The sequence below is a fragment of the Amycolatopsis taiwanensis DSM 45107 genome (genome assembly GCF_000519205.1).
In the GTDB taxonomy this organism is placed as follows: Bacteria; Actinomycetota; Actinomycetes; order Mycobacteriales; family Pseudonocardiaceae; genus Amycolatopsis_E; species Amycolatopsis_E taiwanensis.
Map to the genome: position 1 here is coordinate 195,670 of NZ_JAFB01000019.1, position 20,135 is coordinate 215,804.

General features: G+C 68.9%; 19 protein-coding genes and 1 pseudogene. 12 read left to right on the plus strand and 8 right to left on the minus strand.

Annotated features, from left to right (window positions below):
* Nucleotides 1–66: 66 nt before the first annotated feature.
* From A3CU_RS0116840 to lipB, 3 genes are read left to right on the plus strand one after another with little or no spacing between them, the layout of a single operon-like run.
* On the plus strand, nt 67–945 hold the full coding sequence (locus A3CU_RS0116840) for a TIGR01777 family oxidoreductase (RefSeq protein WP_027943308.1): 879 nt from the start codon (nt 67–69) through the stop codon (nt 943–945).
* Nucleotides 942–1,571, plus strand: a complete 630-nt coding sequence (locus A3CU_RS0116845; RefSeq protein WP_027943309.1) for a phosphatase PAP2 family protein — start codon at nt 942–944, stop codon at nt 1,569–1,571. Before A3CU_RS0116840 ends, A3CU_RS0116845 begins: the two co-directional genes overlap by 4 nt.
* 10 nt (nt 1,572–1,581) lie before the next feature.
* Complete coding sequence (gene lipB, locus A3CU_RS0116850) at nt 1,582–2,289, plus strand: lipoyl(octanoyl) transferase LipB (RefSeq protein WP_027943310.1); 708 nt, start codon at nt 1,582–1,584, stop codon at nt 2,287–2,289.
* A 209-nt stretch (nt 2,290–2,498) separates the two neighbouring features.
* Here the strand turns inward: lipB and A3CU_RS0116855 are convergent, their stop codons facing one another.
* Nucleotides 2,499–3,434 carry an LLM class F420-dependent oxidoreductase gene (locus tag A3CU_RS0116855; RefSeq protein ID WP_027943311.1) on the minus strand — a complete coding sequence of 312 codons (936 nt, stop codon included), beginning with the start codon at nt 3,432–3,434 and terminating at the stop codon, nt 2,499–2,501.
* 45 nt (nt 3,435–3,479) lie between these two features.
* Nucleotides 3,480–4,070, minus strand: coding sequence for a TetR/AcrR family transcriptional regulator (locus tag A3CU_RS0116860; RefSeq protein WP_027943312.1), 591 nt, complete (start codon nt 4,068–4,070; stop codon nt 3,480–3,482).
* Between the two features lie 126 nt (nt 4,071–4,196).
* Between A3CU_RS0116860 and A3CU_RS0116865 the strand changes: the two genes are divergently transcribed.
* The 4 genes from A3CU_RS0116865 to A3CU_RS45075 all read left to right on the plus strand — a co-directional run bounded on the left by A3CU_RS0116865 (nt 4,197) and on the right by A3CU_RS45075 (nt 7,400).
* A complete protein-coding gene (locus A3CU_RS0116865) occupies nt 4,197–4,697 on the plus strand; it encodes a hypothetical protein (RefSeq protein ID WP_027943313.1) in 501 nt (166 codons plus the stop codon).
* 19 nt (nt 4,698–4,716) lie between these two features.
* Nucleotides 4,717–5,652, plus strand: coding sequence for an oxidoreductase (locus tag A3CU_RS0116870; RefSeq protein WP_027943314.1), 936 nt, complete (start codon nt 4,717–4,719; stop codon nt 5,650–5,652).
* Nucleotides 5,653–5,689: 37 nt separating this feature from the next.
* Complete coding sequence (gene lipA, locus A3CU_RS0116875) at nt 5,690–6,691, plus strand: lipoyl synthase (RefSeq protein ID WP_027943315.1); 1,002 nt, start codon at nt 5,690–5,692, stop codon at nt 6,689–6,691.
* A gap of 88 nt (nt 6,692–6,779) precedes the next feature.
* Nucleotides 6,780–7,400 carry a hypothetical protein gene (locus A3CU_RS45075; RefSeq protein ID WP_027943316.1) on the plus strand — a complete coding sequence of 207 codons (621 nt, stop codon included), beginning with the start codon at nt 6,780–6,782 and terminating at the stop codon, nt 7,398–7,400.
* Here the strand turns inward: A3CU_RS45075 and A3CU_RS0116885 are convergent.
* Entirely contained in the window at nt 7,397–9,331 is a 1,935-nt protein-coding gene (locus A3CU_RS0116885; protein WP_027943317.1) for an acyl-CoA dehydrogenase family protein, read from the minus strand. The genes A3CU_RS45075 and A3CU_RS0116885 overlap by 4 nt on opposite strands.
* Before the next feature lie 255 nt (nt 9,332–9,586).
* On the opposite strand from A3CU_RS0116885, the gene A3CU_RS0116890 reads away from it, so the two are divergent.
* A complete protein-coding gene (locus A3CU_RS0116890; RefSeq protein ID WP_052371787.1) occupies nt 9,587–10,807 on the plus strand; it encodes a L,D-transpeptidase in 1,221 nt (406 codons plus the stop codon).
* Between the two features lie 78 nt (nt 10,808–10,885).
* Here A3CU_RS0116890 and A3CU_RS0116895 read toward each other — a convergent pair whose 3' ends face one another.
* Complete coding sequence (locus A3CU_RS0116895; protein ID WP_027943319.1) at nt 10,886–11,443, minus strand: HD domain-containing protein; 558 nt, start codon at nt 11,441–11,443, stop codon at nt 10,886–10,888.
* A gap of 141 nt (nt 11,444–11,584) precedes the next feature.
* Here A3CU_RS0116895 and A3CU_RS0116900 point away from each other — a divergent pair, with 141 nt between their 5' ends.
* Complete coding sequence (locus tag A3CU_RS0116900) at nt 11,585–11,947, plus strand: YciI family protein (RefSeq protein WP_027943320.1); 363 nt, start codon at nt 11,585–11,587, stop codon at nt 11,945–11,947.
* Nucleotides 11,947–13,173, plus strand: a complete 1,227-nt coding sequence (locus A3CU_RS0116905; RefSeq protein WP_027943321.1) for an RNA polymerase sigma factor — start codon at nt 11,947–11,949, stop codon at nt 13,171–13,173. Before A3CU_RS0116900 ends, A3CU_RS0116905 begins: the two co-directional genes overlap by 1 nt.
* Before the next feature lie 9 nt (nt 13,174–13,182).
* Here A3CU_RS0116905 and A3CU_RS55635 read toward each other — a convergent pair whose 3' ends face one another.
* The 4 genes and pseudogenes from A3CU_RS55635 to dnaE all read right to left on the minus strand — a co-directional run bounded on the left by A3CU_RS55635 (nt 13,183) and on the right by dnaE (nt 18,211).
* Nucleotides 13,183–13,551: a CysS/YqeB C-terminal domain-containing protein gene (locus A3CU_RS55635; protein WP_425388254.1), complete on the minus strand. Its 369-nt coding sequence runs from the start codon at nt 13,549–13,551 to the stop codon at nt 13,183–13,185.
* Nucleotides 13,460–13,879: pseudogene (locus A3CU_RS55640) on the minus strand (YqeB family protein); the annotation flags it as partial. The pseudogene A3CU_RS55640 and the gene A3CU_RS55635, both read right to left, overlap by 92 nt.
* 287 nt (nt 13,880–14,166) lie before the next feature.
* Complete coding sequence (locus A3CU_RS55645; protein ID WP_425388255.1) at nt 14,167–14,544, minus strand: DUF6928 family protein; 378 nt, start codon at nt 14,542–14,544, stop codon at nt 14,167–14,169.
* A gap of 103 nt (nt 14,545–14,647) precedes the next feature.
* Nucleotides 14,648–18,211: a DNA polymerase III subunit alpha gene (gene dnaE / locus A3CU_RS0116920; protein WP_027943323.1), complete on the minus strand. Its 3,564-nt coding sequence runs from the start codon at nt 18,209–18,211 to the stop codon at nt 14,648–14,650.
* Nucleotides 18,212–18,403: 192 nt separating this feature from the next.
* Between dnaE and A3CU_RS0116925 the strand changes: the two genes are divergently transcribed.
* The gene (locus A3CU_RS0116925) at nt 18,404–19,573 is read left to right on the plus strand and encodes an aminotransferase class V-fold PLP-dependent enzyme (protein WP_027943324.1); all 1,170 of its coding nucleotides are present in this window, start codon (nt 18,404–18,406) and stop codon (nt 19,571–19,573) included.
* A 39-nt stretch (nt 19,574–19,612) separates the two neighbouring features.
* Nucleotides 19,613–20,077 carry an NUDIX hydrolase gene (locus A3CU_RS0116930; RefSeq protein ID WP_027943325.1) on the plus strand — a complete coding sequence of 155 codons (465 nt, stop codon included), beginning with the start codon at nt 19,613–19,615 and terminating at the stop codon, nt 20,075–20,077.
* Nucleotides 20,078–20,135: the final 58 nt, after the last annotated feature.

A 20,135-nucleotide genomic window follows, 5' to 3' on the forward strand; every position in this document is an offset into this window, starting at 1 on the left:
CGGGGAAGGGGGTTGTTGCTGCTACCCGGAGGTGCGTGGCCGCGGATGGTGAGCAACGATCGACACATGCGCATCCTGATCGCCGGGTCCAGCGGCTTGATCGGCCGGCCGCTGATGGCCGCGCTGCGGGAGTCCGGCCACGAGGTGCGGCGGCTGGTCCGGGCCTCGTCGCCCGCGGCCGGTGAATACCGCTGGGATCCGCCCGCCGGTCGCGTCGAGGACGGTGCGTTCGACGGGGTCGACGCGGTGATCAACCTGTGCGGCTCGCCGATGGGCATGCGGTGGAGCGCCGCGCGCAAGCAGATGATCGTCGACAGCCGGATCGAGCCGACCGACGTGCTCGCCGAGGAGGTGGCCGAGCACGGTGTCCCTTCCCTGCTCAACGCTTCGGGCATCAGCTTCTACGGCGACACCGGGGAAACCGTCGTCGACGAGACCTCGGCCGCGGGGCAGGGGTTCCTGGCCGGGTTGTGCCAGCGGTGGGAGGCCGCGACGGGCCCGGCCGTGCGGGCCGGTGCACGCGTGGTCCACCTGCGGACCGGGCTCGTGCTCGCCCGTGGCGGTCTGCTCGGCCCGTTGGCGCCGCTGTTCCGGCTCGGCCTCGGTGCGCGCCTCGGCGACGGCCGGCAGTTCATGCCGTGGATCAGCCTGGCCGACGAGGTCGCGGCCATCCGGTTCCTGGTGGAGCACGAAACGCTGACCGGTCCGGTCAACCTCTGCGCGCCCGAACCGGCCACGAACGCGGAGTTCACCCGGACCCTGGCCCGCGTGCTGCACCGCCCGGCGCCTTGGTGGGTCCCGGCTTCGGCGCTCCGGCTGGTGCTGGGCGAAGCCGCGGACGAGCTGGCGTTGATGTCGGTGCGGGCCGTTCCCGCCGTGCTGACCAAGGCCGGCTTCTCCTTCACCGACACCCGGTTGGAGCGGGCCCTGGCGGTCGTCGGGTGATCAGGTGGGTGTTGCTGGGCGGCGCATTGGCCGCCCTGTTCGTACTGCTCGGCGCGGCGGTCGCCGGACATCCGCTGCCCATCGATCTTGCCGTCGCCGGCGCGCTGCAGGGCTGGTGGCGGGGCACAACCGGGGTGGTCACGACGGTGATCAGCGACACGTTCGGCATTGTGTTGCCCACCGTTTTCGCGGTCGCGTTGCCGGTCGCGGCGGTACTGTGCTGGCACCGGGGACTCCGGCGGGAGCTGGACGTCCTGCTGCGGGCATTGCCGGTGCTGCTGCTGTGCCGGCTCACCAGCGTGGTCGGCAAGCCGCTGTTCGAGCGATCCCGGCCGCGCGAGTACGCGCAGTTCAGCTATCCGAGCGGGCACGTCGTCGCCGCGGCGAGCATGGGCCTGGCCGCGGTGCTGCTGTGCGTGTGGCTGGCGCCCCGGCTGACCCGCTGGGCCATTGTCACGTTCGCGTCGATCACCGTGCTGGTCGCGGTCAGCCGGCTGGTGCTGGGAGTGCACTGGCTGACCGACACCGTCGGCGCGGTGCTCGGCGTTCTCGGCGTCGGGCTGGCCGGCGCGGCCGTTGTGAGGTTGCTACCACGGCCCGTGCTGGCGGCGACGCTCCCGGCGTAGATTGCTTGACGTGACCGCTTCTTCCTGCCGCGCCACTACAGATCCCGTTGACGTCCGCGCGATCGGCACGATCGACTACCTCAAAGCGTGGGAACTGCAACGCAGTTACGCGACCGCCCGCGCCGACGGCACCGGTCCCGACACCTTCCTGCTGCTGGAACATCCCTCGGTCTACACCGCCGGTAAGCGGACCGAGCCCGCCGACCGCCCGGTCGACGGCACCCCCGTGATCGACGTGGACCGCGGCGGCCGGATCACCTGGCACGGGCCGGGCCAGCTGGTCGGATACCCGATCATCAAGCTGAGCGACCCGATCGACGTGGTCCACTACGTGCGGCGGCTCGAGGAGGCGCTGATCAGGGTGTGTGACCAGTTCGGCGTGCCCACCGGGCGGGTGGAGGGCCGCAGCGGGGTGTGGGTGCCGGCCGACGACCGCGGGCCGGAACGCAAGATCGCCGCGATCGGCATCCGCGTGCAGCGCGGCGTGACCATGCACGGGTTCGAGCTGAACTGCGACGCGGACCTGTCGGCGTTCGGCCGGATCGTCCCGTGCGGCATCCGCGATGCCGGGGTCACGTCGTTGTCGTTCGAGCTGGATCGCGTCGTCACCGTCAACGAGGCGCTTCCGCTGGCCCGGGACGCCGTCCTCGCCGCGCTCGACGGCGAACTTCCGGTCACCGACCACTGGCTGCCCCGCCCGGCTGCCGTCGCTTCCTGAGCCGCTGCTCTGTCTTGCGGGCCTCTAGGCCCACAAGGCGGAGCCGTCAGGGGGTTTGCTTCATGAGTGACCCGTACTGTCGAAAATCGGCATAAACGGGCCACTCATGCACGTAACCAGCCGCGCCACCGCGAGGTCGCCGGTCCCGGGTCCCGGGCGGGCGTGGCCCCCCGAGGGGCCTGCGGAAGGACCCTCGGGGCGGGCGAAGCTCAGGCGAACTGCGGGGCGACCTCGGCGGCGATCAGCTCGACGTGCGCGAGGTCGGTCAGGTCGAGGATCTGGAAGTAGATCCGGGACACCCCGGCCTTCTCCCGGAAAACGCCGATCTTGTCGACGACCTCGGCAACCGTCCCGGCCAGGCCGTTCTGCCGCAGCTCGGCCACTTCCCGGCCGATCGCCGCGGCGCGGCGGGACAACTCGGCCTCGTCGCGGCCGACGCAGGCGACCTGTGCCGTGGAGCGGATGATCTCGCCCGGGTCCCGGCCGATCTCGCGAGCCGCCCCGGCCACGCGCTCGAACTGCACCGCGGCGGTGTCGGCGTCGGCGAAGGCGGCGTTGAACTCGTCGGCGAACCGGGCGGCCAGCGCCGGGGTGCGCTTCTTCCCGCCCCCGCCGATGATCACCGGCGGGCGCGGCGACTGCACGGGCTTCGGCAGCGCGGGCGAGTCTTCCAGCTGGTAATGCTTGCCCGTGTAGGAGAAGGTTTCGCCATCCGGCGTCTCCCACAGCCCGGTGACGATCTCCAACTGTTCGGTGTACCGGTCGAATCGCTCGGGCAGGTCGTACATCTCAATCCCGTAGGCGCGGTGCTCGGCCTCGTACCAGCCGGAGCCGAGGCCGAGTTCGATCCGGCCGCCGGACATCTGGTCCACCCCGGCCACGGAGATCGCCAGCACCGACGGGTGCCGGAAGGTGATGGGGGTGACCAGGGTGCCGAGCCGGATCGCCGACGTCTCCCTGGCCAGGCCGGCCAGCGTGATCCAGGCGTCGGTGGGCCCGGGCAGGCCCGACGCGCTCCCCATCTTCAGGTAGTGGTCGGACCGGAAGAATCCGTCGAAGCCGGCTTCCTCGGTCCTTTTCGCGATCTTGAGCAAATCGTCGTAGCCGGCGCCCTGCTGGGGCTCGGTGAAGATCCGGAAGTCCATGCCGGTCAATCTAGTTGAGCGGTGGTGGCAGACGGGTGAGCCGGTTCAACGCCGCCGGATGAGGTTCAGCAACTGAACGATCACGGTCTCGACGTCAGCACCGACCCGCTGCGGATCCGGCGAAGTCGCGATCTCCGTGGCTGCGGCGAGAAGCGCGCCGAACAACAAGCGCGACGTGACATCCAGCGGGACATCGTCGATCTCACCGGCCTCGACGAGGTTCCGCACGTTGTCCCGGATAAGCCCGAAGGACGCGTTATCCTCGGCGGCCCGCCAGCGTTCCCAGCCCATTACGACCGGTGCCTCCTGGACCGCGATGCGCTGGTAGGCCGGATCGAGGCAACTGGTGATGAATTCGCGCAGCCCGTGCAACGCGCGATCCCACGGCGGTTCCGGCCCGTTGGTTATTTCTTCCAGGCGCCCTAAAACAGCGCTCTCCACCTTCTCGAACGCCGCTTCGAAGAGGGCCTGCTTGCCGTTGAAATGGTGATACAGGGCACCTTTCGTGACCCGCGCGCGCCGGGCGACCTCGTCCAGGGAAGTGCCCGCGTAGCCCCTTTTCGTGAACAGGTGGACGGCACTGTCCACGAGCGCGGACCGGGTCGACTCCGAATAGTCGAGCCGGCGGGATCGAATCGTCGCCACGGTCACCACCCTACGGCAGGGCCGGCGGGCCATACCCGTGGTATGGTGAAGGCAGCACCATACCGACAGTATGATGCAAACCATTGGTATGGCCATGGCGGAAAGGGGGAACATCCCATGACCTGGCACGACTTCTACCGCCGGCGCGATGTCATCGACGCGGTCCTGCGCGAAGCCCGCCGCGACCCGAGCGCACCGCTGCCCTTCGCCGACGTTCCCGGCGCCCGCGACACGTTCGGCGACGAGGAGAACCTTCTGCTGGCGCTGCAGCACAAGTGGACGCTGGTGTTCGGGGGCCGTCTGGAGACGGAACTGCTCGACGTCGCCGACACCGTGGACGCGATCCTGAGGGCCTGGCACAGCGCCGTCGGCGCCAACCCGACCCTGCGCGCCGTGCTCGACGCCAACCTCGACCGTTACCCGTCACTGCGCTCGGCCCACGAAGCCCAGCAGCGGACGCTGGCGGTCACCGCGGGTTTCGCCGGCATCGAGGAGCCCACCACGGAGATCACCCGGGTCGGCGCCACGATCGAGGCACTGGTGCGGCAGGGCACGCCGGCCGGCCATGCTAGCGATCTGGTCTCGAAGCCACGTCGGATGCTCGCGCCCAGCGGGTGAACGTAGTTAGCTGTGGCGCATGGGAAGCAGGTGGACCGAGGAACGCATCCCCGACCAGTCGGGCCGCACCGTGCTGATCACCGGCGCCAGCTCCGGACTCGGGCTGCGGAGTGCCCAGGTGCTCGCCGGGAAGGGAGCGCACGTCCTGCTCGGCTGCCGCTCCCGCGAGCGCGGTGAGCAGGCGCTCCGCACGGTGCCCGGGGGCACGCTGGTTCCGTTGGATCTCGCCGACCTCGACGCCGTCCGGCAGGCCGCGCTCGGTGTGCGCGAGCTGACCGGCGACCGGCTCGACGTCCTGATGAACAACGCCGGTGTGATGGCGCCGCCCAGGACCCTCACCAAGGACGGGTTCGAGCTGCAGTTCGGCACCAACCACCTCGGGCATGCCGCGCTGACCTGGCTGCTCATGCCCGCACTGCGGGGCGCCGGCGAGGCGCGGGTGGTGACCGTGTCGAGCATGGCAGCCGGGGGTACTCGGCTCGACCTCGCCGACCCGAACTTCGAACGTCAGCGCTACAACCCGAGCACCGCCTACCGTAGGTCCAAGCTCGCCAACCAGGTCTTCGCGATGGAACTGGATCGCCGGCTGCGCGTCGCGGGCGACGACGTCATCAGCGTCGCCGCCCATCCCGGCTTCGCGATGACCGGCCTGCTCGCCTCGATGGCCCGTTCCTACCGCAACCCGGTGCTGCGCGCGGGGATCGAGGCCGCGGACCGGATCGTGGGGGCGCTCCGGCTCGCCCAGGACGTCCGGACCGGTGTGCTTCCCCAGCTCTGCGCGGCGACCGCGCCCGGGGCCAACGGCGGTGACTACATCGGCCCGGCGAGCCTCGCCGGGGCCCGCGGCTACCCCACGATCGTGTCGCCGGTGCGCGCGGCGCTGGACCGGCGGACCGGGTCGGCATTGTGGGAGTTGACCGCGAAGTTGACCGGTGTCACCCCGGACCCCGCGTAGCCACGGAACGCCGTAACGGAAGCGTAGGCTGACCGATGTGACCGTTGCGCCTGAAGGTCGGAAGCTGCTGCGGCTCGAAGCCCGCAACAGCCAGACGCCCATCGAAAAGAAGCCGTCCTGGATCAAGACCCGCGCCAAGATGGGGCCGGAGTTCACCGAACTGAAGGGGCTGGTTCGCCGCGAGGGCCTGCACACCGTGTGCGAAGAGGCCGGCTGCCCCAACATCTACGAGTGCTGGGAAGATCGCGAGGCGACCTTCCTCATCGGCGGCGACCAGTGCACCCGCCGCTGCGACTTCTGCCAGATCGACACCGGGAAGCCCGCCGCGCTCGACCGTGGCGAGCCCCGCCGGGTCGCCGAAAGCGTGCAGGCGATGGGACTGCGGTACTCGACGGTCACCGGCGTCGCCCGCGACGACCTCGAAGACGGCGGCGCGTGGCTGTACGCCGAGACCGTCCGGCAGATTCACGCGCTCAACCCGGGTACCGGTGTCGAGCTGCTGATCCCCGACTTCAACGCCGACCAGGCCCAGCTCGCCGAGGTCTTCTCCGCCCGGCCCGAGGTGCTCGCGCACAACCTCGAGACCGTGCCCCGGATCTTCAAGCGCATCCGTCCCGGGTTCCGCTACGCGCGGTCGCTCGAGGTCCTCACCCGGGCCCGCGAGGCCGGCCTGGTCACCAAGTCGAACCTGATCCTGGGCATGGGCGAGACTCCGGACGAGGTCGAGCCCGCCATGCGGGACCTGCTCGACGCCGGCTGCGAGATCCTCACCATCACCCAGTACCTGCGGCCCTCGGTCCGGCACCACCCGATAGACCGCTGGGTCAAGCCCGAGGAGTTCGTCGAGCACGCGGCCACGGCCGAGGCGCTCGGCTTCGCCGGAGTGATGGCCGGACCGCTGGTGCGCTCGTCCTACCGCGCCGGCCGGTTGTACGCGCAGACGAAGCGTCACCGTGGCGAGCCGCTGCCGGAGAACCTGGCGCACCTGGCCGAGGCGGGCCACGCCGCGCAGGAGGCCTCGAGCCTGCTCAGCCGGTGATTTCCGGCCTAGCCGATTTGTGATCGTCCGCACGAAACCGGTACCCGACCAGGGTTCCTGTTGTGGCCCATCGACTATCAATCGGGGTATGAAGCACTTCTCCCCCAGTCGAGGACTCCGGGCCGCCGGTCTGCTCGCCGTCGCCGCCGCCGCACTCACCGCCTGCGGCGGCGGCACGAAAACCGAATCGAGCGCCACCTCCGCCGGTGCCCCGGAGACCAGCAACGCACCGGTCGAGGTCACCGAGCCGCCGACCCCGCCCGGCACCACGTTGGCCCTTGGCGAGCGGGCCGTGATCCACTACGACGACGGGATCGACAAGGGCATCCTCGCCCTGACGGTGACCGCGATCGAGGTGGGCGACCAGGCGGGCTTCGAGCGGGATTTCGGTGAGGACGCCAAGACCACCACGCCCTACTACCTGCGTTACACCCTGGAGAACCTCGCCGGAACGGACCTGGGCGGCAAGAACGGACCAAAGCTGGCCGGGCTTCTCGCCGACGGCACCACCACCGGCGTGTTCATCACCGGCGACCTGGAACCGGGCTGCACCACCCGGCTCTCCCCCGCCGACTTCAACAAGCCAGGGGCGAAGTACGAGAACTGCCAGCTGGACGCCGCCAGCACCGGCGACCCCGTCGTCGCCGTGAAGTACAGCGGAGGCGATTACCACGACAAGCCGATCATCTGGCGGAAGCCCGGCAGCTAACGGCTCGAGGGCAGGAACCTCCTTGCGACAGAGCTTTCGGTCGAAGCGCCGTTACGCCAGTCGGCGATCCACGGCCCGGTGCCCTCGCTCGGGTCGAACACGCCGGCTTCGAGCCAGGTGTAGCGGCCTTCGATCGCCTGGGCGGAGAGCCGGGTGTCGACCTGGTCGGTGTTGGACCACAAGGCACCGAACAGTTCCTCGATCCGCAGCCGTGCCTGCCGGCAGAACACGTCCGCCAGTTCGTAGGCCGTTTCGCCCCGCTGCGCGTCCTCGAAGCGCTCCATCTCGGCCCGCACGCAGCTGGCGGCCATCGCGAACAGCTCCGCGCCGATGTCCACGATCCGGCCGAGGAAGGCCTGGCGCTTCTCCAGGCGTGCCTGCCAGCGTGCCATGCCGTAGAACGTCGAGCGGGCCAGCTTCCGGGAAGTGCGCTCGACGAACCGCAGATGCGTGGCGAGGCGGCCGAACTCGCGGAACGCGACCGGCGACTGGCCCCGGCCCGTGACCAACTGGGGCAGCCAGCGGGCGTAGAAGCCGCTGGCCTTGGCCGCTGCCTTCGCCTTCGCGGACAGGTCCGCCTCGGCGTCGGCGAGCGCGCCCGCCGCGGACAGGTGTGCATCGACGGCTTCGCGCGCGATGAGCAGGTGCATGATCTCCGTGGAGCCCTCGAAGATCCGGTTGATGCGCAGGTCCCGCACCAGCTGCTCGACCGGCACCGCGCGTTCCCCGCGCGCCGCGAGCGATTCGGCCGTCTCGTAGCCACGGCCGCCGCGGATCTGCATCAGGTCGTCGGCCAGCCGGCAGGCCATCTCGCTCGACCACAGCTTGGCCAGCGCCGCCTCGATCCGGATGTCGTTGCGGCCGTCGTCGCTCAGGTGCGCGGACAGGTCGAGCACGCTTTCCAGGGCGTAGGTGGTCGCCGCGATGAACGAGATCTTCTTGGCCACGGCCTCGTGACGGGCGATCGGCTTGCCCCACTGCACCCGTTCCGCCGACCATTCGCGGGCGATCTTGAGCGACCACTTGCCGGCACCCGCGCACATCGCGGGAATGGACAGCCGGCCGGTGTTCAGCGTGGCCAGTGCGATCTTCAGGCCCTGGCCCTCGCCGCCGACCACGTTCTCCTTGGGCACGCGCACCTTGTGGAAGCGGGTCACGCCGTTCTCGATGCCGCGTAGCCCCATGAACGCGTTGCGCCGTTCGACCGTGATGCCCGGGGAGTCCATCTCCACGATGAACGCCGTCACGCCGCCGCGGTGCCCCTCGGACTTCGGCACGCGCGCCATCACCACCACGAGTTCAGCCACGATGCCGTTGGTGGTCCACAGCTTCACGCCGTCGAGCTCGTAAGCCTGCCCGTCCGCGGTCGGGATGGCGGAGGTGGCCAGACGCGCCGGGTCGGAGCCCACGTCGGGCTCGGTGAGCAAGAACGCGGTGACCGCGCCCCGCGCGCAGCGCGGCAGGAACTTCGCCTTCTGCTCCGGCGATCCGGCCAGCTTGAGCGGCTCCGGCACGCCGATGGACTGGTGCGCCGACAGCAGCACCCCGAGCGCCGGGTGCACCGAGCCGACCAGCATCAGGGCCCGGTTGTAGGCGACCTGGGTGAGACCGAGACCGCCGTAGGACTCCGGGATCTTGATCCCGAAGCAGCCGAGACCGGCCAGGCCCTTGACGTACTCGTCGGGGATGCGCGCCTCGCGCTCGATGACCGTCCCGTCCAGGGTGGCGCAGTACTCGCGGAGCTGGGTGAGGAACCCTTCCGCCTTGGCGGTGGCCTCCGTGGTGGGCCGCGGGTGAGGGTGAATCAGGTCGAGGCGGAACCGGCCGAGGTAGAGCTCCTTGGCGAAGGACGGCTTGCGCCAGCCGCTCTCCCGCGCCTCCTCGGCGATCGCCCGGGCTTCCTTCTCCGTAACCTTCGGTTGATCAACCATCGGGCACCTCCTCGACGGGCCGTCAGGCCGCTGGGACCTGGTTACTCATCAGTGTTACCCACCGGTAGCGACTGGGAAACCCCCCGGAATGTGCGAGTACGTTCACCCCAGGCCGGACGTGGGTAACAACTCACTAACAACCCGTGACGCAGACCACTTGACGAGAACAAACCGGGCCAACGAGCGTCTAGAACCGGTGACGGTATTTTGAGCCCCCACACGCCTGTCCATTCGGACTTCCGCAGAAGAGATCACATGTTGCCCAGACTGACTTCCCGCGACCGTGGCAGATTCGGCACGATCACCGCACTGCTCGTCGCAGCACTGGCCTTGTCCGCATGTACGTCCGGCGGTTCGGGAGGAAACACCGGCGGTCCGCAGTCCCCGTCGGTCGAAGCCCCCGCCGCGGTTTCCCTGTCCATCACGCCCGCGGCGGACGCCAAGGACGTGAACCCGGCGGCGCCCATCGTGGTCAAGGCGGACAAGGGCACCCTCACCGACGTGACGGTGACCAACACCGCGAAGAACAAACCCGTTGCGGGCTCGTTCTCCGCGGACAAGACGACCTGGACCACGTCCGAGCCGCTCGGCTATGGCAGCACGTATTCGATCACCGCGAAAGGTGTGGACAACGCCGGGAAAACCGCCGAGCAGCAGGGGAAGATCACCACGTTGAACCCCGCGAAGCAGGCGAACCCGAACATGATCCCGGCGCCCAACAGCGTGGCCCAGACCGGTGTCGGCGTCGGCCAGCCGATCGTCTTCCAGTTCACCTACCCGGTGAAGAACAAGGCCGCGGTGGAAAAGCAGCTTTCGGTCGTGTCCAACCCGCCGCAGCAGGGTGGCTGGTACTGGATCGACGACAAGAACGTGCACTACCGCCCGAAGGAATACTGGCAGCCGGGCACCACGCTGAAGGTCACCGCGAAGGTCTACGGGGTCGACTTCGGCAACGGGGTCTACGGGGCGGAGGACCGCAACGAGACCTACAAGGTGCACGACTCGTGGATCGCCAAGGCGGACGGCAACACCGACCAGATGCAGATATTCCGCAATGGACAGATGGTGAAGTCGATGCCGATCTCCCTCGGCAAGGACTCCACCCCGACCCACGTCGGTCCGCACGTGATCTCGTTCAAGGCCCAGAACTACACCATGGACTCGTGCAGCTACGGCGTGTGCCAGGGCGATCCGAACTGGTACCGCTCCGAAGAGCACTGGACGGCGCGGATCTCGAACGACGGGGAATTCGTGCACGAGAACCCGAACAGCGTGGGGGCACAGGGCAGCTCGAACGTTTCCCACGGCTGCATCAACCTGAACGCGGAGAACGCGACCTGGTTCTACAACAACTTCGGGCTCGGTGACGTGGTCGAGGTGACCAACTCCGGCGGGCCGCCGCTGCCGGTTTACGACCTCTACGGCGACTGGTCGCTGTCCTGGGCCCAGTGGCAGCAGGGCAGCGCGGTGAAGTAACCAGGCTCCCCCGGCGATACGGCCCCGCGTCCGGTCCTCCGGCGCGGGGCCGGCGCATGTTCACCTCGCGTTGGCCGGTTACCGGTCCCGCCAGGCCAGGGAGGACAGCTCGACCGCGACTTCGGCGACGCGGCGGGCGGTGCCGGTCGTCAAGCCCTTCAGCGCCGAGTCGATCCACTCCTGCACCTGCCGGACCCCGATATCGCGGTATTCGACCGCCTGGAACAGCATTTCGAGCTTGTCGGCGTCACGGGCGCACCTGGCCTCGGGGGTCGCGGCGGCCTCGTACTCCGCGACGGCCGCGCGCACACTGTCACCGGCCGGACCCAGCAGCCCGGCCGTCTGGTCCGCGGTGATCCGCTCCGGATCGGGCTTCTTCAGGTACGGGCGGGCGGTGTGCGGGAGATCGCCGGTGCGGGTCTCCTGACTGTCGTGCCAGATCGCGAGGTAGGCCGCGCGGGCCGGGTCCGCGCCTTCCTCGGCGGCCAGCAACCCGGCCAGCTGCGCGGCACGCAGCGAATGCTCGGCGACCGACTCCGGGTCGCGGACACCGGCGTGCCACCACCCGGTGCGGCGGACTCGTTTGAGAATGCCGAGCTCGAACCCGAACGCGGCGAGTTCGCGGGCCTGTGACACCTGTTCTCCTCACGGTCGGCGAGACTGCAGCCAGTCTGTCACCCGCCGAGCCCCATCCGAAAAAGGTAGGTTCGGCCGTGTCGAAGAGCCGCCGGCCACTCCGACCAACCGGTGAAAGCACTTCGACTTCAAGGAGTGAACATGAAGTACCTGCTGGCCATCTACAACAACCCGGCGACCTACGAGGCGTTTTCCGAGCAGGAGCGCGCGGAACTGTTCGGCGACGTCGACCGGATCATGAAGGAACTGACCGAGAGCGGTGAGCTGGTCGGCGGGCAGGCGCTGGCCGACGCGTCGACGGCGAAGATCGTCCGCGTGCGCGACGGGATCCCGGTCACCACGGACGGCCCGTTCGCCGAAGCCAAGGAACAGCTGGCCGGCTACCTGATCGTCGAGTGCGAGAGTGAGGAGCGCGCGGTCGAGATCGCGGCAAGCTGGCCGGACGCCCGTCACTTCGCCATGGAGGTGCGCGCGATCATGCACACCTCCGGCTCGGAGATGTGATGGCACAGGCGGTGGCCGAGGACCTGGTGCGCGAGCTGGCGCCGCAGGTCCTCGGCACGCTCGTCCGGCGCTACGGTCAGTTCGACGCGTGCGAGGACGCCGTGCAGGAAGCACTGCTGGATGCGACCGTGCAGTGGCCCACGAAGGGCATGCCGGAGAATCCGCGCGGCTGGCTGCTCACGGTCGCGTCGCGGCGGCTGACCGACCAGTGGCGCAGCGAGGCCGCACGCCGTCGCCGTGAGGTCACGATCGGCGCGCAAGACCCGGTGCTGGCGCCTGCTCCCGACGACGAGCGGGCTCCGGACTCCGACGACACGCTGGCGTTGCTGTTCCTGTGCTGCCATCCCACACTGTCCGCGCCTTCGCAGCTCGCGCTGACCCTGCGCGCCGTCGGCGGGCTCACCACCGCACAGATCGCCAGCGCGTTCCTGGTGCCCGAGGCCACCATGGCGCAGCGGATCAGCCGGGCCAAACAACGCATCAAGGCCGCCGGGGGCTCGTTCGCCATGCCGCCGCAGCCCGAGCTGGCCGCACGGCTGCGAGTGGTGCTGCACGTGCTTTACCTGATCTTCAACGAGGGCTACACCGCGACCTCGGGCCCCGATCTGCATCACGGTGAGCTCACCGCGGAGGCCATCCGGCTCACCCGCGTGGTCCACCGGTTGCTGCCGGACGATGGCGAAGTCGCCGGTCTGCTCGCGCTGATGCTGCTCACCGAGGCGCGCCGGGCGGCCCGGACCCGGCCGGACGGCACCCTCGTCCCGCTCGCGGAGCAGGACCGTGGGGGGTGGGACCGCGACCTGATCGACGAGGGAGTCGCGCTGATCGGCCGGACGCTGGAGCGGGCGCCCGTGGGGCCGTACCAGGTCCAGGCGGCGATCGCCGCCATCCACGACGAGGCGGCGTCTGGCACGGACACGGACTGGCCACAGATCGTGGCGCTGTACAAGGTTCTGGAGCGGCTGGCACCCAACCCGATGGTCACGCTCAACCACGCGGTCGCGCTCGCGATGGCGGAGGGCCCGCAGGCCGGGCTCGACCTGCTCGCACCGCTCGACGCCGACGACCGGATGGCCCGGCACCACCGGCTGGCCGCCGTCCGCGCCCACCTGCTGGAGATGGCGGGCTCACCGGCCGCCGCCCGCGACGCGTACCGGGAAGCCGCACGCCGCACCGCCAGCCTCCCCGAACGCCGCTACCTGGAGGACAAGGCCGCCCGCCTGTGAACACTGGGGCTACTTTGCGAGTCGCCAGTACTGCTTTTTGTCCTGATCCTTGACCACCACGCCCAGCCGGGCCAGTTCGGTGCGCAGGTCCTTGGCGTCGTCGCCGGATTCGGACTTGCGCAGTGCCCTGGCCCTGGCGTTCAACAGCGCGTTGGCCGCCGGGGTCCAGGTCCGGGGTCTCGGGGACCCAACGCCGGAACTGGTCCCGGGTGGGGTCGCTGTCCAGCCAGCGGTAGCCGTGCGCACGGAACACGGTCGCGAGACTGTCCGCCGTGAGGTCGCCGGACTCCCTGGCCAGTTCCTCGGTCTTGCCGCCCAGCAGCACCAAGTGTTTGCCGTCGAGGAAGACCGCGCCGACCGCGCCGCGGTCCAGTTCACGCGACTCGTCGCCCCGGGTCAGCACGACCTTGTCATCGTCGACGGTGACCGACAGCGCTTCCTTCCTGGCCAGGACGCCGAACACCAAGCCGCCGACGAGCCCCACCGCGACCGCGCCGATCATCCCCCATGGCTCCGGAACCGACGCGATCAGCTCGAAGGGGCCCCGCATCGGCGCCCAGGGAAGCGACACCACCCAGGGCGCGGCAAGTTTGATCGCGACCACCACGACGGCACCGATCAGCGGGAATCCCAACCAGACGAAAATCCGCACCGAGAGCGGATCGACAACCGTCTCCCGGCCCGGCGGCTGTTCCCCCGGCAACATCCGCAAAACTCCCCATGGCGTACTAAGTAGACAAATACCGTCGGATGCCAGTTTAGCGATTGGTCCCGTGATGGATCGGTCGCCGGGCCGCGGACGGCGTAATCGTCACGAGCGAGCTTGCGAGGGCAGGACCACTTGTTCGGTGCCGCCGACGGATCTCCCGATTGAGCGGGAACATACCCGGGATTCACCGCAGACGAGCTGGCCGGGCGCTCGGGGCCTTCCATCCGCCACAGGGCTAGGCCTCGTCGACCGCAACCCCGCGCTGGCCAACGTATGCAACAAGCTCACCTCCGCCGACGTGCACCCGACGTCGACGAACACACCGGCGGTCTCGTGATTTCGGCGATCGTCAGATATCGCAGGAGATTCGGGCGGCGAGTTGGCCGCCGATACGGCCCGAAACGGTGGAACCTCAATTTCTTCCGGGTCGATGCATGATTCGTCCCGGCGACCTTCCAGCATGAACCGAAGAACTCCCGCAGCGCCTCGTTTCCGAGATCGATCGGATGGAACGGCAGACCATAGCCCGGAACCGAATGCTCACCTTCCCAAAAGGGAACTTCGAATGAGAGGTCCCCTATATCCTCGATGACCCCGAACTCCGGATTCAAGCTCACGGACCTGAGTAGACGACCGCCCGACCAGACCGCATCCCGGGACACACCGTGCCTGAACCCGGAACATGGGTGCCTGAACCCAGAACACGCGTGCCGGAACTCGGAACACGCGTGCCTGGACCGGGGACACGCCGGGCGAGAAGGCGGGTCAGCTTGCCGTGATGCCGCGGATGCCCTTGAGCTCGCCCATGAGCATCGACGTGACCTTGACCGGATAGTCGTAGAGCGCGAAGACCGTCTCCCGCTGCCGGCCGACCAGCTTCAGCCGGACCGGGGTGTCTCCCTTGTGGGCCAACAGGGTCTGCTTGAGTTCACCGACCACGCTCTTGTCCAGTTTCTCGGCCGAGCAGTGCAGGATCAGGGGCGGCTCGTCGTCGCCGTTGCCGATCTCGGACAGGTCCAGCGGAACCAGGCCGCCACCGAAGACCGACATCTTGTCCTCGCGCCAGTTGACCCGGCCCTTGACCAGCACCGCGTTGTCCTCCACCAGATCGGTGGCGAACATGGCGTACGCCTTGGGGAAGAACAGCACCTCCAGGGCGGCGTCCATGTCCTCGATGGTGCAGATCGCCCACGGCTCGCCCTTCTTGTTCACCCGCCGCTCCAGCGAGGTGATCAGCCCGGACACCACCAGCTCGCCTTCCTTCGGCGGGTTGTCCAGGATCGCCGCGATCGGCCGCGGCGCGTGCTTGCGCAGGATGCGTTCCGCGCCGTCGAGCGGGTGCGCCGAGACGTACAGGCCCAGCATCTCCCGCTCGTAGGCGAGGAGTTGCTTGCGCGGCCATTCCTCGTCACCGAACTTCAGGTGCGCCAGGGGCGAGGAGGACGCCGCGGTGTCCGGTGTGTCGTCGGCCGAACCGAACAGGTCGAACTGGCCCATCGCCTCCTGGCGCTTGAGCGGCACCACGGCTTCCACCGCGTCCTCGTGCACGCCGATCATGGACAGCCGGGTGTGGCCCATCGAGTCGAACGCGCCCGCCTTGATCAGCGATTCGAGCACGCGCTTGTTGCAGGCCACCAGTTCCGACTTGTCCAGGAAGTCGGTGAACGAGGAGTACTTGCCCTTCTGCTCACGCGTCTTGATGACCGACTCGACCACGTTCGCGCCCACGTTGCGCACCGCGCCCATGCCGAACCGGATGGCCTCCCCGACCGCGGCGAAGCGAGGGCCGGACTCGTTGACGTCCGGCGGCAGCACCTTGACGCCCAGCCGGCGGCACTCCGACAGGTACACCGCCGACTTGTCCTTGTTGTCCCCCACCGAGGTCAGCAGCGCGGCCATGTACTCGGCGGTGTAGTTGGCCTTCAGGTAGGCCGTCCAGTACCCGACCAGCGCGTAGCCCGCCGCGTGGGACTTGTTGAACGCGTACCCGGCGAAGGGCAGGATCGTGTCCCACAGCGCCTTGATGGCCTCGACCGAGAAGCCGTTCTCCTTCATCCCCGCTTCGAAGCCCTCGAACTCCTTCTCGAGGACCTCCTTCTTCTTCTTGCCCATCGCCCGGCGCAGCACGTCCGCTCGGCCCATCGAGTAGCCGGCGACCTTCTGCGCGATCTGCATGATCTGTTCCTGGTAGACGATCAGGCCGTAGGTCTCGGACAGGATGTCCTTCAGGGGCTCGGCCAGCTCCGGGTGGATCGGCGTGACCTGTTGCCTGCCGTTCTTCCGGTCGGCGTAGTTGTTGTGCGTGTTCATCGCCATCGGGCCGGGCCGGTACAGCGCGTTCACCGCGGCGATGTCGGCGAACTCGGTGGGCTGCATCCGGCGCAGGAGGTCACGCATGGCGCCACCATCGAGCTGGAACACCCCGAGCGTGTCGCCCCGGCCGAGCAGCTTGTAGGTCTCCGGATCGTCGACGCCGAGGGTGTCGAGGTCGATGTCGACGCCCCGGTTGGCCTTGATGTTCTCGATCGCGTCACCGATGACGGTGAGGTTGCGCAGGCCCAGGAAGTCCATCTTCAACAGGCCGATGTTCTCGCAGGACGGGTAGTCCCAGCCGGTGATGATCGACCCGTCGTCACGCCGCCACAGCGGGATCGCGTCCATCAGCGGCTCGCTGGACATGATCACCGCGCAGGCGTGCACGCCCGCGTTGCGGATCAGGCCCTCCAGGCCACGGGCGGTGGTGAAGATCGTGGAGACCTCGTCGTCCGTCTCGACCAGCGAGCGCACCTCGGCCGCCTCGCCGTAGCGCTCGTGCTCGGGGTCGACGATGCCGGAGAGCGGGATGTCCTTGGCCATGATCGGCGGCGGCAGCGCCTTGGAGATCTTGTCCGCGATCGAGTAGCCCGGCTGCCCGAAGTGCACGCGTGCGGCGTCCTTGATCGCCGCCTTCGTCTTGATGGTGCCGAAGGTGATCACCTGGGCGACCTTGTCGACGCCGTACTTCTCCGTGGCGTAGCGGATCATCTCGCCGCGCCGGCGGTCGTCGAAGTCGATGTCGATGTCGGGCATCGACATGCGCTCGGGGTTGAGGAACCGCTCGAACAGCAGGCCCAGCGGGATCGGGTCCAGGTTGGTGATGCCCAGCGCGTACGCGACGAGCGCGCCCGCGGCCGAACCACGGCCCGGGCCCACCCGGATGCCCACGCTGCGGGCGTAGTTGCACAGGTCGGCCACGACGAGGAAGTACGCCGGGAAGCCCTTCTGGGCGATCACGCCGAGCTCCATCTCGGCACGCTCGACGTATCCGTCGGGGATCCCGTCCGGGAACCGCCACTTGAGTCCCTCCATCACCTCGTGATGGAGCCAGCTCGCCTCGTCGTGCCCGTCCGGCACCTCGAACCGGGGCATCCGGTCACGGTGCGTGTAGACCTCCTCGTAGGACTCCACGCGCTCGGCGATCAGCAGCGTGGAGTCCGCCGCGCCCGGGACCTCGGTGTCCCAGTACTCGCGCATGTCCGCGGCGGACTTCAGGTAGTAGCCGTCACCGTCGAACTTGAACCGGTTCGGGTCGTTGAGCGTCTTGCCCGACTGCACGCACAGCAGCGCCGAGTGCGAGTCGGCCTGGTCCTTGGTCACGTAGTGCGAATCGTTGGTGGCCAACGGTTTGAGACCGAGCTGGCGACCGATCTCCAGCAGGCCCTCGCGCACCGACCGCTCGATCGGCAGGCCGTGGTCCATCAGCTCGAGGAAGAAGTTGTCCTGGCCGAAGATGTCCCGGTAGTCCGACGCGGCCTGTATCGCCTCGGCGCGCTGGCCCAGCCGCAGCCGCGTCTGCACCTCGCCGGACGGGCACCCGGTGGTCGCGATGATGCCCTCGTGGTGCTCGGCGACCAGCTCGCGGTCCATCCGGGGCTTGCGGTAGTAGCCCTCCATGCTGGCCAGTGACGACAGCTTGAACAGGTTCCGCAGGCCGGTCGCGGTCTCCGCCAGCATCGTCATGTGCGTGTACGCACCGCCACCGGAGACGTCGCCGCCCTCACCGAACTCGTCGGCGCCCCGCTGGTTGCTCTGTCCCCAGAACACCGGCTTCTTGTGGAACCGGCTCTCCGGTGCGATGTAGGCCTCGATGCCGATGATCGGTTTGAGTTCGGCCTTGCGCGCCTGCTGGTAGAACTCGTCGGCGCCGTACATGTTCCCGTGGTCGGTCATCCCGACCGCGGGCATCCCCAGCCGCTTCGCTTCCGCGAACAGCGGGGCGATCTTCGCCGCACCGTCAAGCATCGAGTACTCGGTGTGCACATGCAGGTGGACGAAAGAATCGTTTGACACCAGCGAAAACCTCCCCGTGAACGGCTACCGCGAGACCGGCGTTCAGCCTAGCCCGGACCACCCACGGTTTCGCGGAGGCGTGCCGCGCGGGGCGGGGAGAAGCCGGCCCGGCGTTTTCGCCGCGAATCCACCTTGCTCACATCCTCCGCCGACACGTTCTGCCGGCGGAGGATCTTCTCTAAGGTCTCGAGTATGCGTGCTGAAGACGTGCAGAGGTTGCGGGCCGAGACGCCGGGCTGCGCAGAAGTGATCCACTTCAACAACGCGGGCTCGGCGCTGCCGCCTGCCCGGGTCACCGAAACGGTGATCGACCACCTGCGCGCGGAGGCGGCGCGCGGCGGATACGAGGCCGCCGAAGCCGCCGCCGAACGCGTCGAGGGGGTCTACGCCTCGTTCGCCCGCCTGCTCAACGCCTCCCCCGAAGATATCGCGCTCACCGACAACGCCACTCGCTCATGGCAGGCGGTCTTCTACGCGCTCCGCCTGGGGCCGGGCGACAAGATCCTCACCTGCCGCGCGGAGTACGCGAGCAACGCCATCGCTTACCTGCAATCCGGCGCGACCGTCGAGGTGGTCGACGACGACGAAACCGGGCAGTTGGACGTCGCCGATCTCGAACGCCGCATCGACGAGCGGGTCAAGCTGATCTCGATGACGCACGTGCCCACGCAGGGCGGGCTGGTCAACCCGGCGGAGCAGGTGGGGGCGGTCGCCGAGCGCGCCGGGATCCCGTTCCTGTTGGACGCATGCCAGTCCACCGGGCAGCTCGACCTCGACGTGACCCGGCTGCGGTGCGACGCGATGAGCGGCACCGGCCGCAAGTACCTGCGTGGCCCGCGCGGCACCGGGTTCCTTTACGTGCACCCGCGGCTGCGCGCCCGGCTCGAACCGGTGATGCTCGACCTGCGCTCCGCGGTCTGGACCAGTACCGGAGAGTACGAGGTGGCCGAGTCGGCGCGGCGGTTCGAGGTGTGGGAGCGTAACGTCGCCGCCACGCTCGGACTCGGCGCGGCGGTGGGCTACGCGCTGGAGATCGGGCTCCCCGCGATCGAGGCACGGGTGTGCGAACTGGCCGCCACGCTACGCGCGATGCTGTCCGGCATCACCGGCGTGCGGGTGCACGACCAGGGCAAACGACAGAGCGGCATCGTCACGTTCAGCGTCGACGGGATGCCCTCCGCCGAGCTCCGCGCCGAGCTGGCCCGGGCCAGGATCAACACGACGGTCACCGGCCCCACCTCGGCGCAGTACGACTTCACCGCCCGGGAGCTGCCGGACCTCCTGCGCGCGTCGGTGCACTACTACAACACCGAGGAGGAGATCCGGGTGCTGGCCGAGGAGGTGGACCGTCTGCGGCCCTGAGCGTCCCGGCCGGACGGAATTGGCGCTACCGTCTCGTTCATGGTCAAAGAGTTTCGGGTGGTTCCTGCCGTCTACGTCGTGCTTCGCAGGTCCGACGCCGGCGAGGAAGTGCTGTTGCAGCTTCGCAGCGGCACCGGCTACATGGACGGGCACTGGGCGATGGCCGCGGCCGGTCACGTCGAATCCGGTGAGTCGGCCGTCGACGCCGCACGCCGGGAAGCCGCGGAGGAGCTCGACATCGACATCGCCGCCGAAGACCTCGTGCCACTGGCAGTCATGCACCGGACGAAGGGCGACCGCAGGGCGGTGAACGAGCGCGTCGACTTCTTCTTCGAATGCCGCACCTGGACCGGCCGGCCCCGGCGCGCCGAGCCGCACAAGGCCGCCGACCTGCAGTGGTTCCCGCTCGACGCGCTACCGAACCCGACCGTGCCCCACGAGCAGTACGTCCTCGGCCACCTCCACGCCGACACCCTCCCCCGAATCATCACCTACGGCTTCTGACTCCGCACCAACCGACGGGTTTTCCGTTGTCGCCTCGGTAAAACGCGGCCTTGAGCAC

Bases quoted from the DNA above. Each gene is read 5' to 3' on its own strand.
- A3CU_RS0116865 (WP_027943313.1), top strand. From the start codon at position 4,197: ATGACCTGGCACGACTTCTACCGCCGGCGCGATGTCATCGACGCGGTC.
- A3CU_RS0116885 (WP_027943317.1), bottom strand. From the start codon at position 9,331: ATGGTTGATCAACCGAAGGTTACGGAGAAGGAAGCCCGGGCGATCGCC.
- A3CU_RS0116890 (WP_052371787.1), top strand. From the start codon at position 9,587: ATGTTGCCCAGACTGACTTCCCGCGACCGTGGCAGATTCGGCACGATC.
- A3CU_RS0116905 (WP_027943321.1), top strand. From the start codon at position 11,947: ATGGCACAGGCGGTGGCCGAGGACCTGGTGCGCGAGCTGGCGCCGCAG.
- A3CU_RS0116870 (WP_027943314.1), top strand. From the start codon at position 4,717: ATGGGAAGCAGGTGGACCGAGGAACGCATCCCCGACCAGTCGGGCCGC.
- A3CU_RS0116925 (WP_027943324.1), top strand. From the start codon at position 18,404: ATGCGTGCTGAAGACGTGCAGAGGTTGCGGGCCGAGACGCCGGGCTGC.
- A3CU_RS0116840 (WP_027943308.1), top strand. From the start codon at position 67: ATGCGCATCCTGATCGCCGGGTCCAGCGGCTTGATCGGCCGGCCGCTG.
- A3CU_RS0116855 (WP_027943311.1), bottom strand. From the start codon at position 3,434: ATGGACTTCCGGATCTTCACCGAGCCCCAGCAGGGCGCCGGCTACGAC.
- A3CU_RS0116930 (WP_027943325.1), top strand. From the start codon at position 19,613: ATGGTCAAAGAGTTTCGGGTGGTTCCTGCCGTCTACGTCGTGCTTCGC.
- A3CU_RS0116900 (WP_027943320.1), top strand. From the start codon at position 11,585: ATGAAGTACCTGCTGGCCATCTACAACAACCCGGCGACCTACGAGGCG.
- A3CU_RS45075 (WP_027943316.1), top strand. From the start codon at position 6,780: ATGAAGCACTTCTCCCCCAGTCGAGGACTCCGGGCCGCCGGTCTGCTC.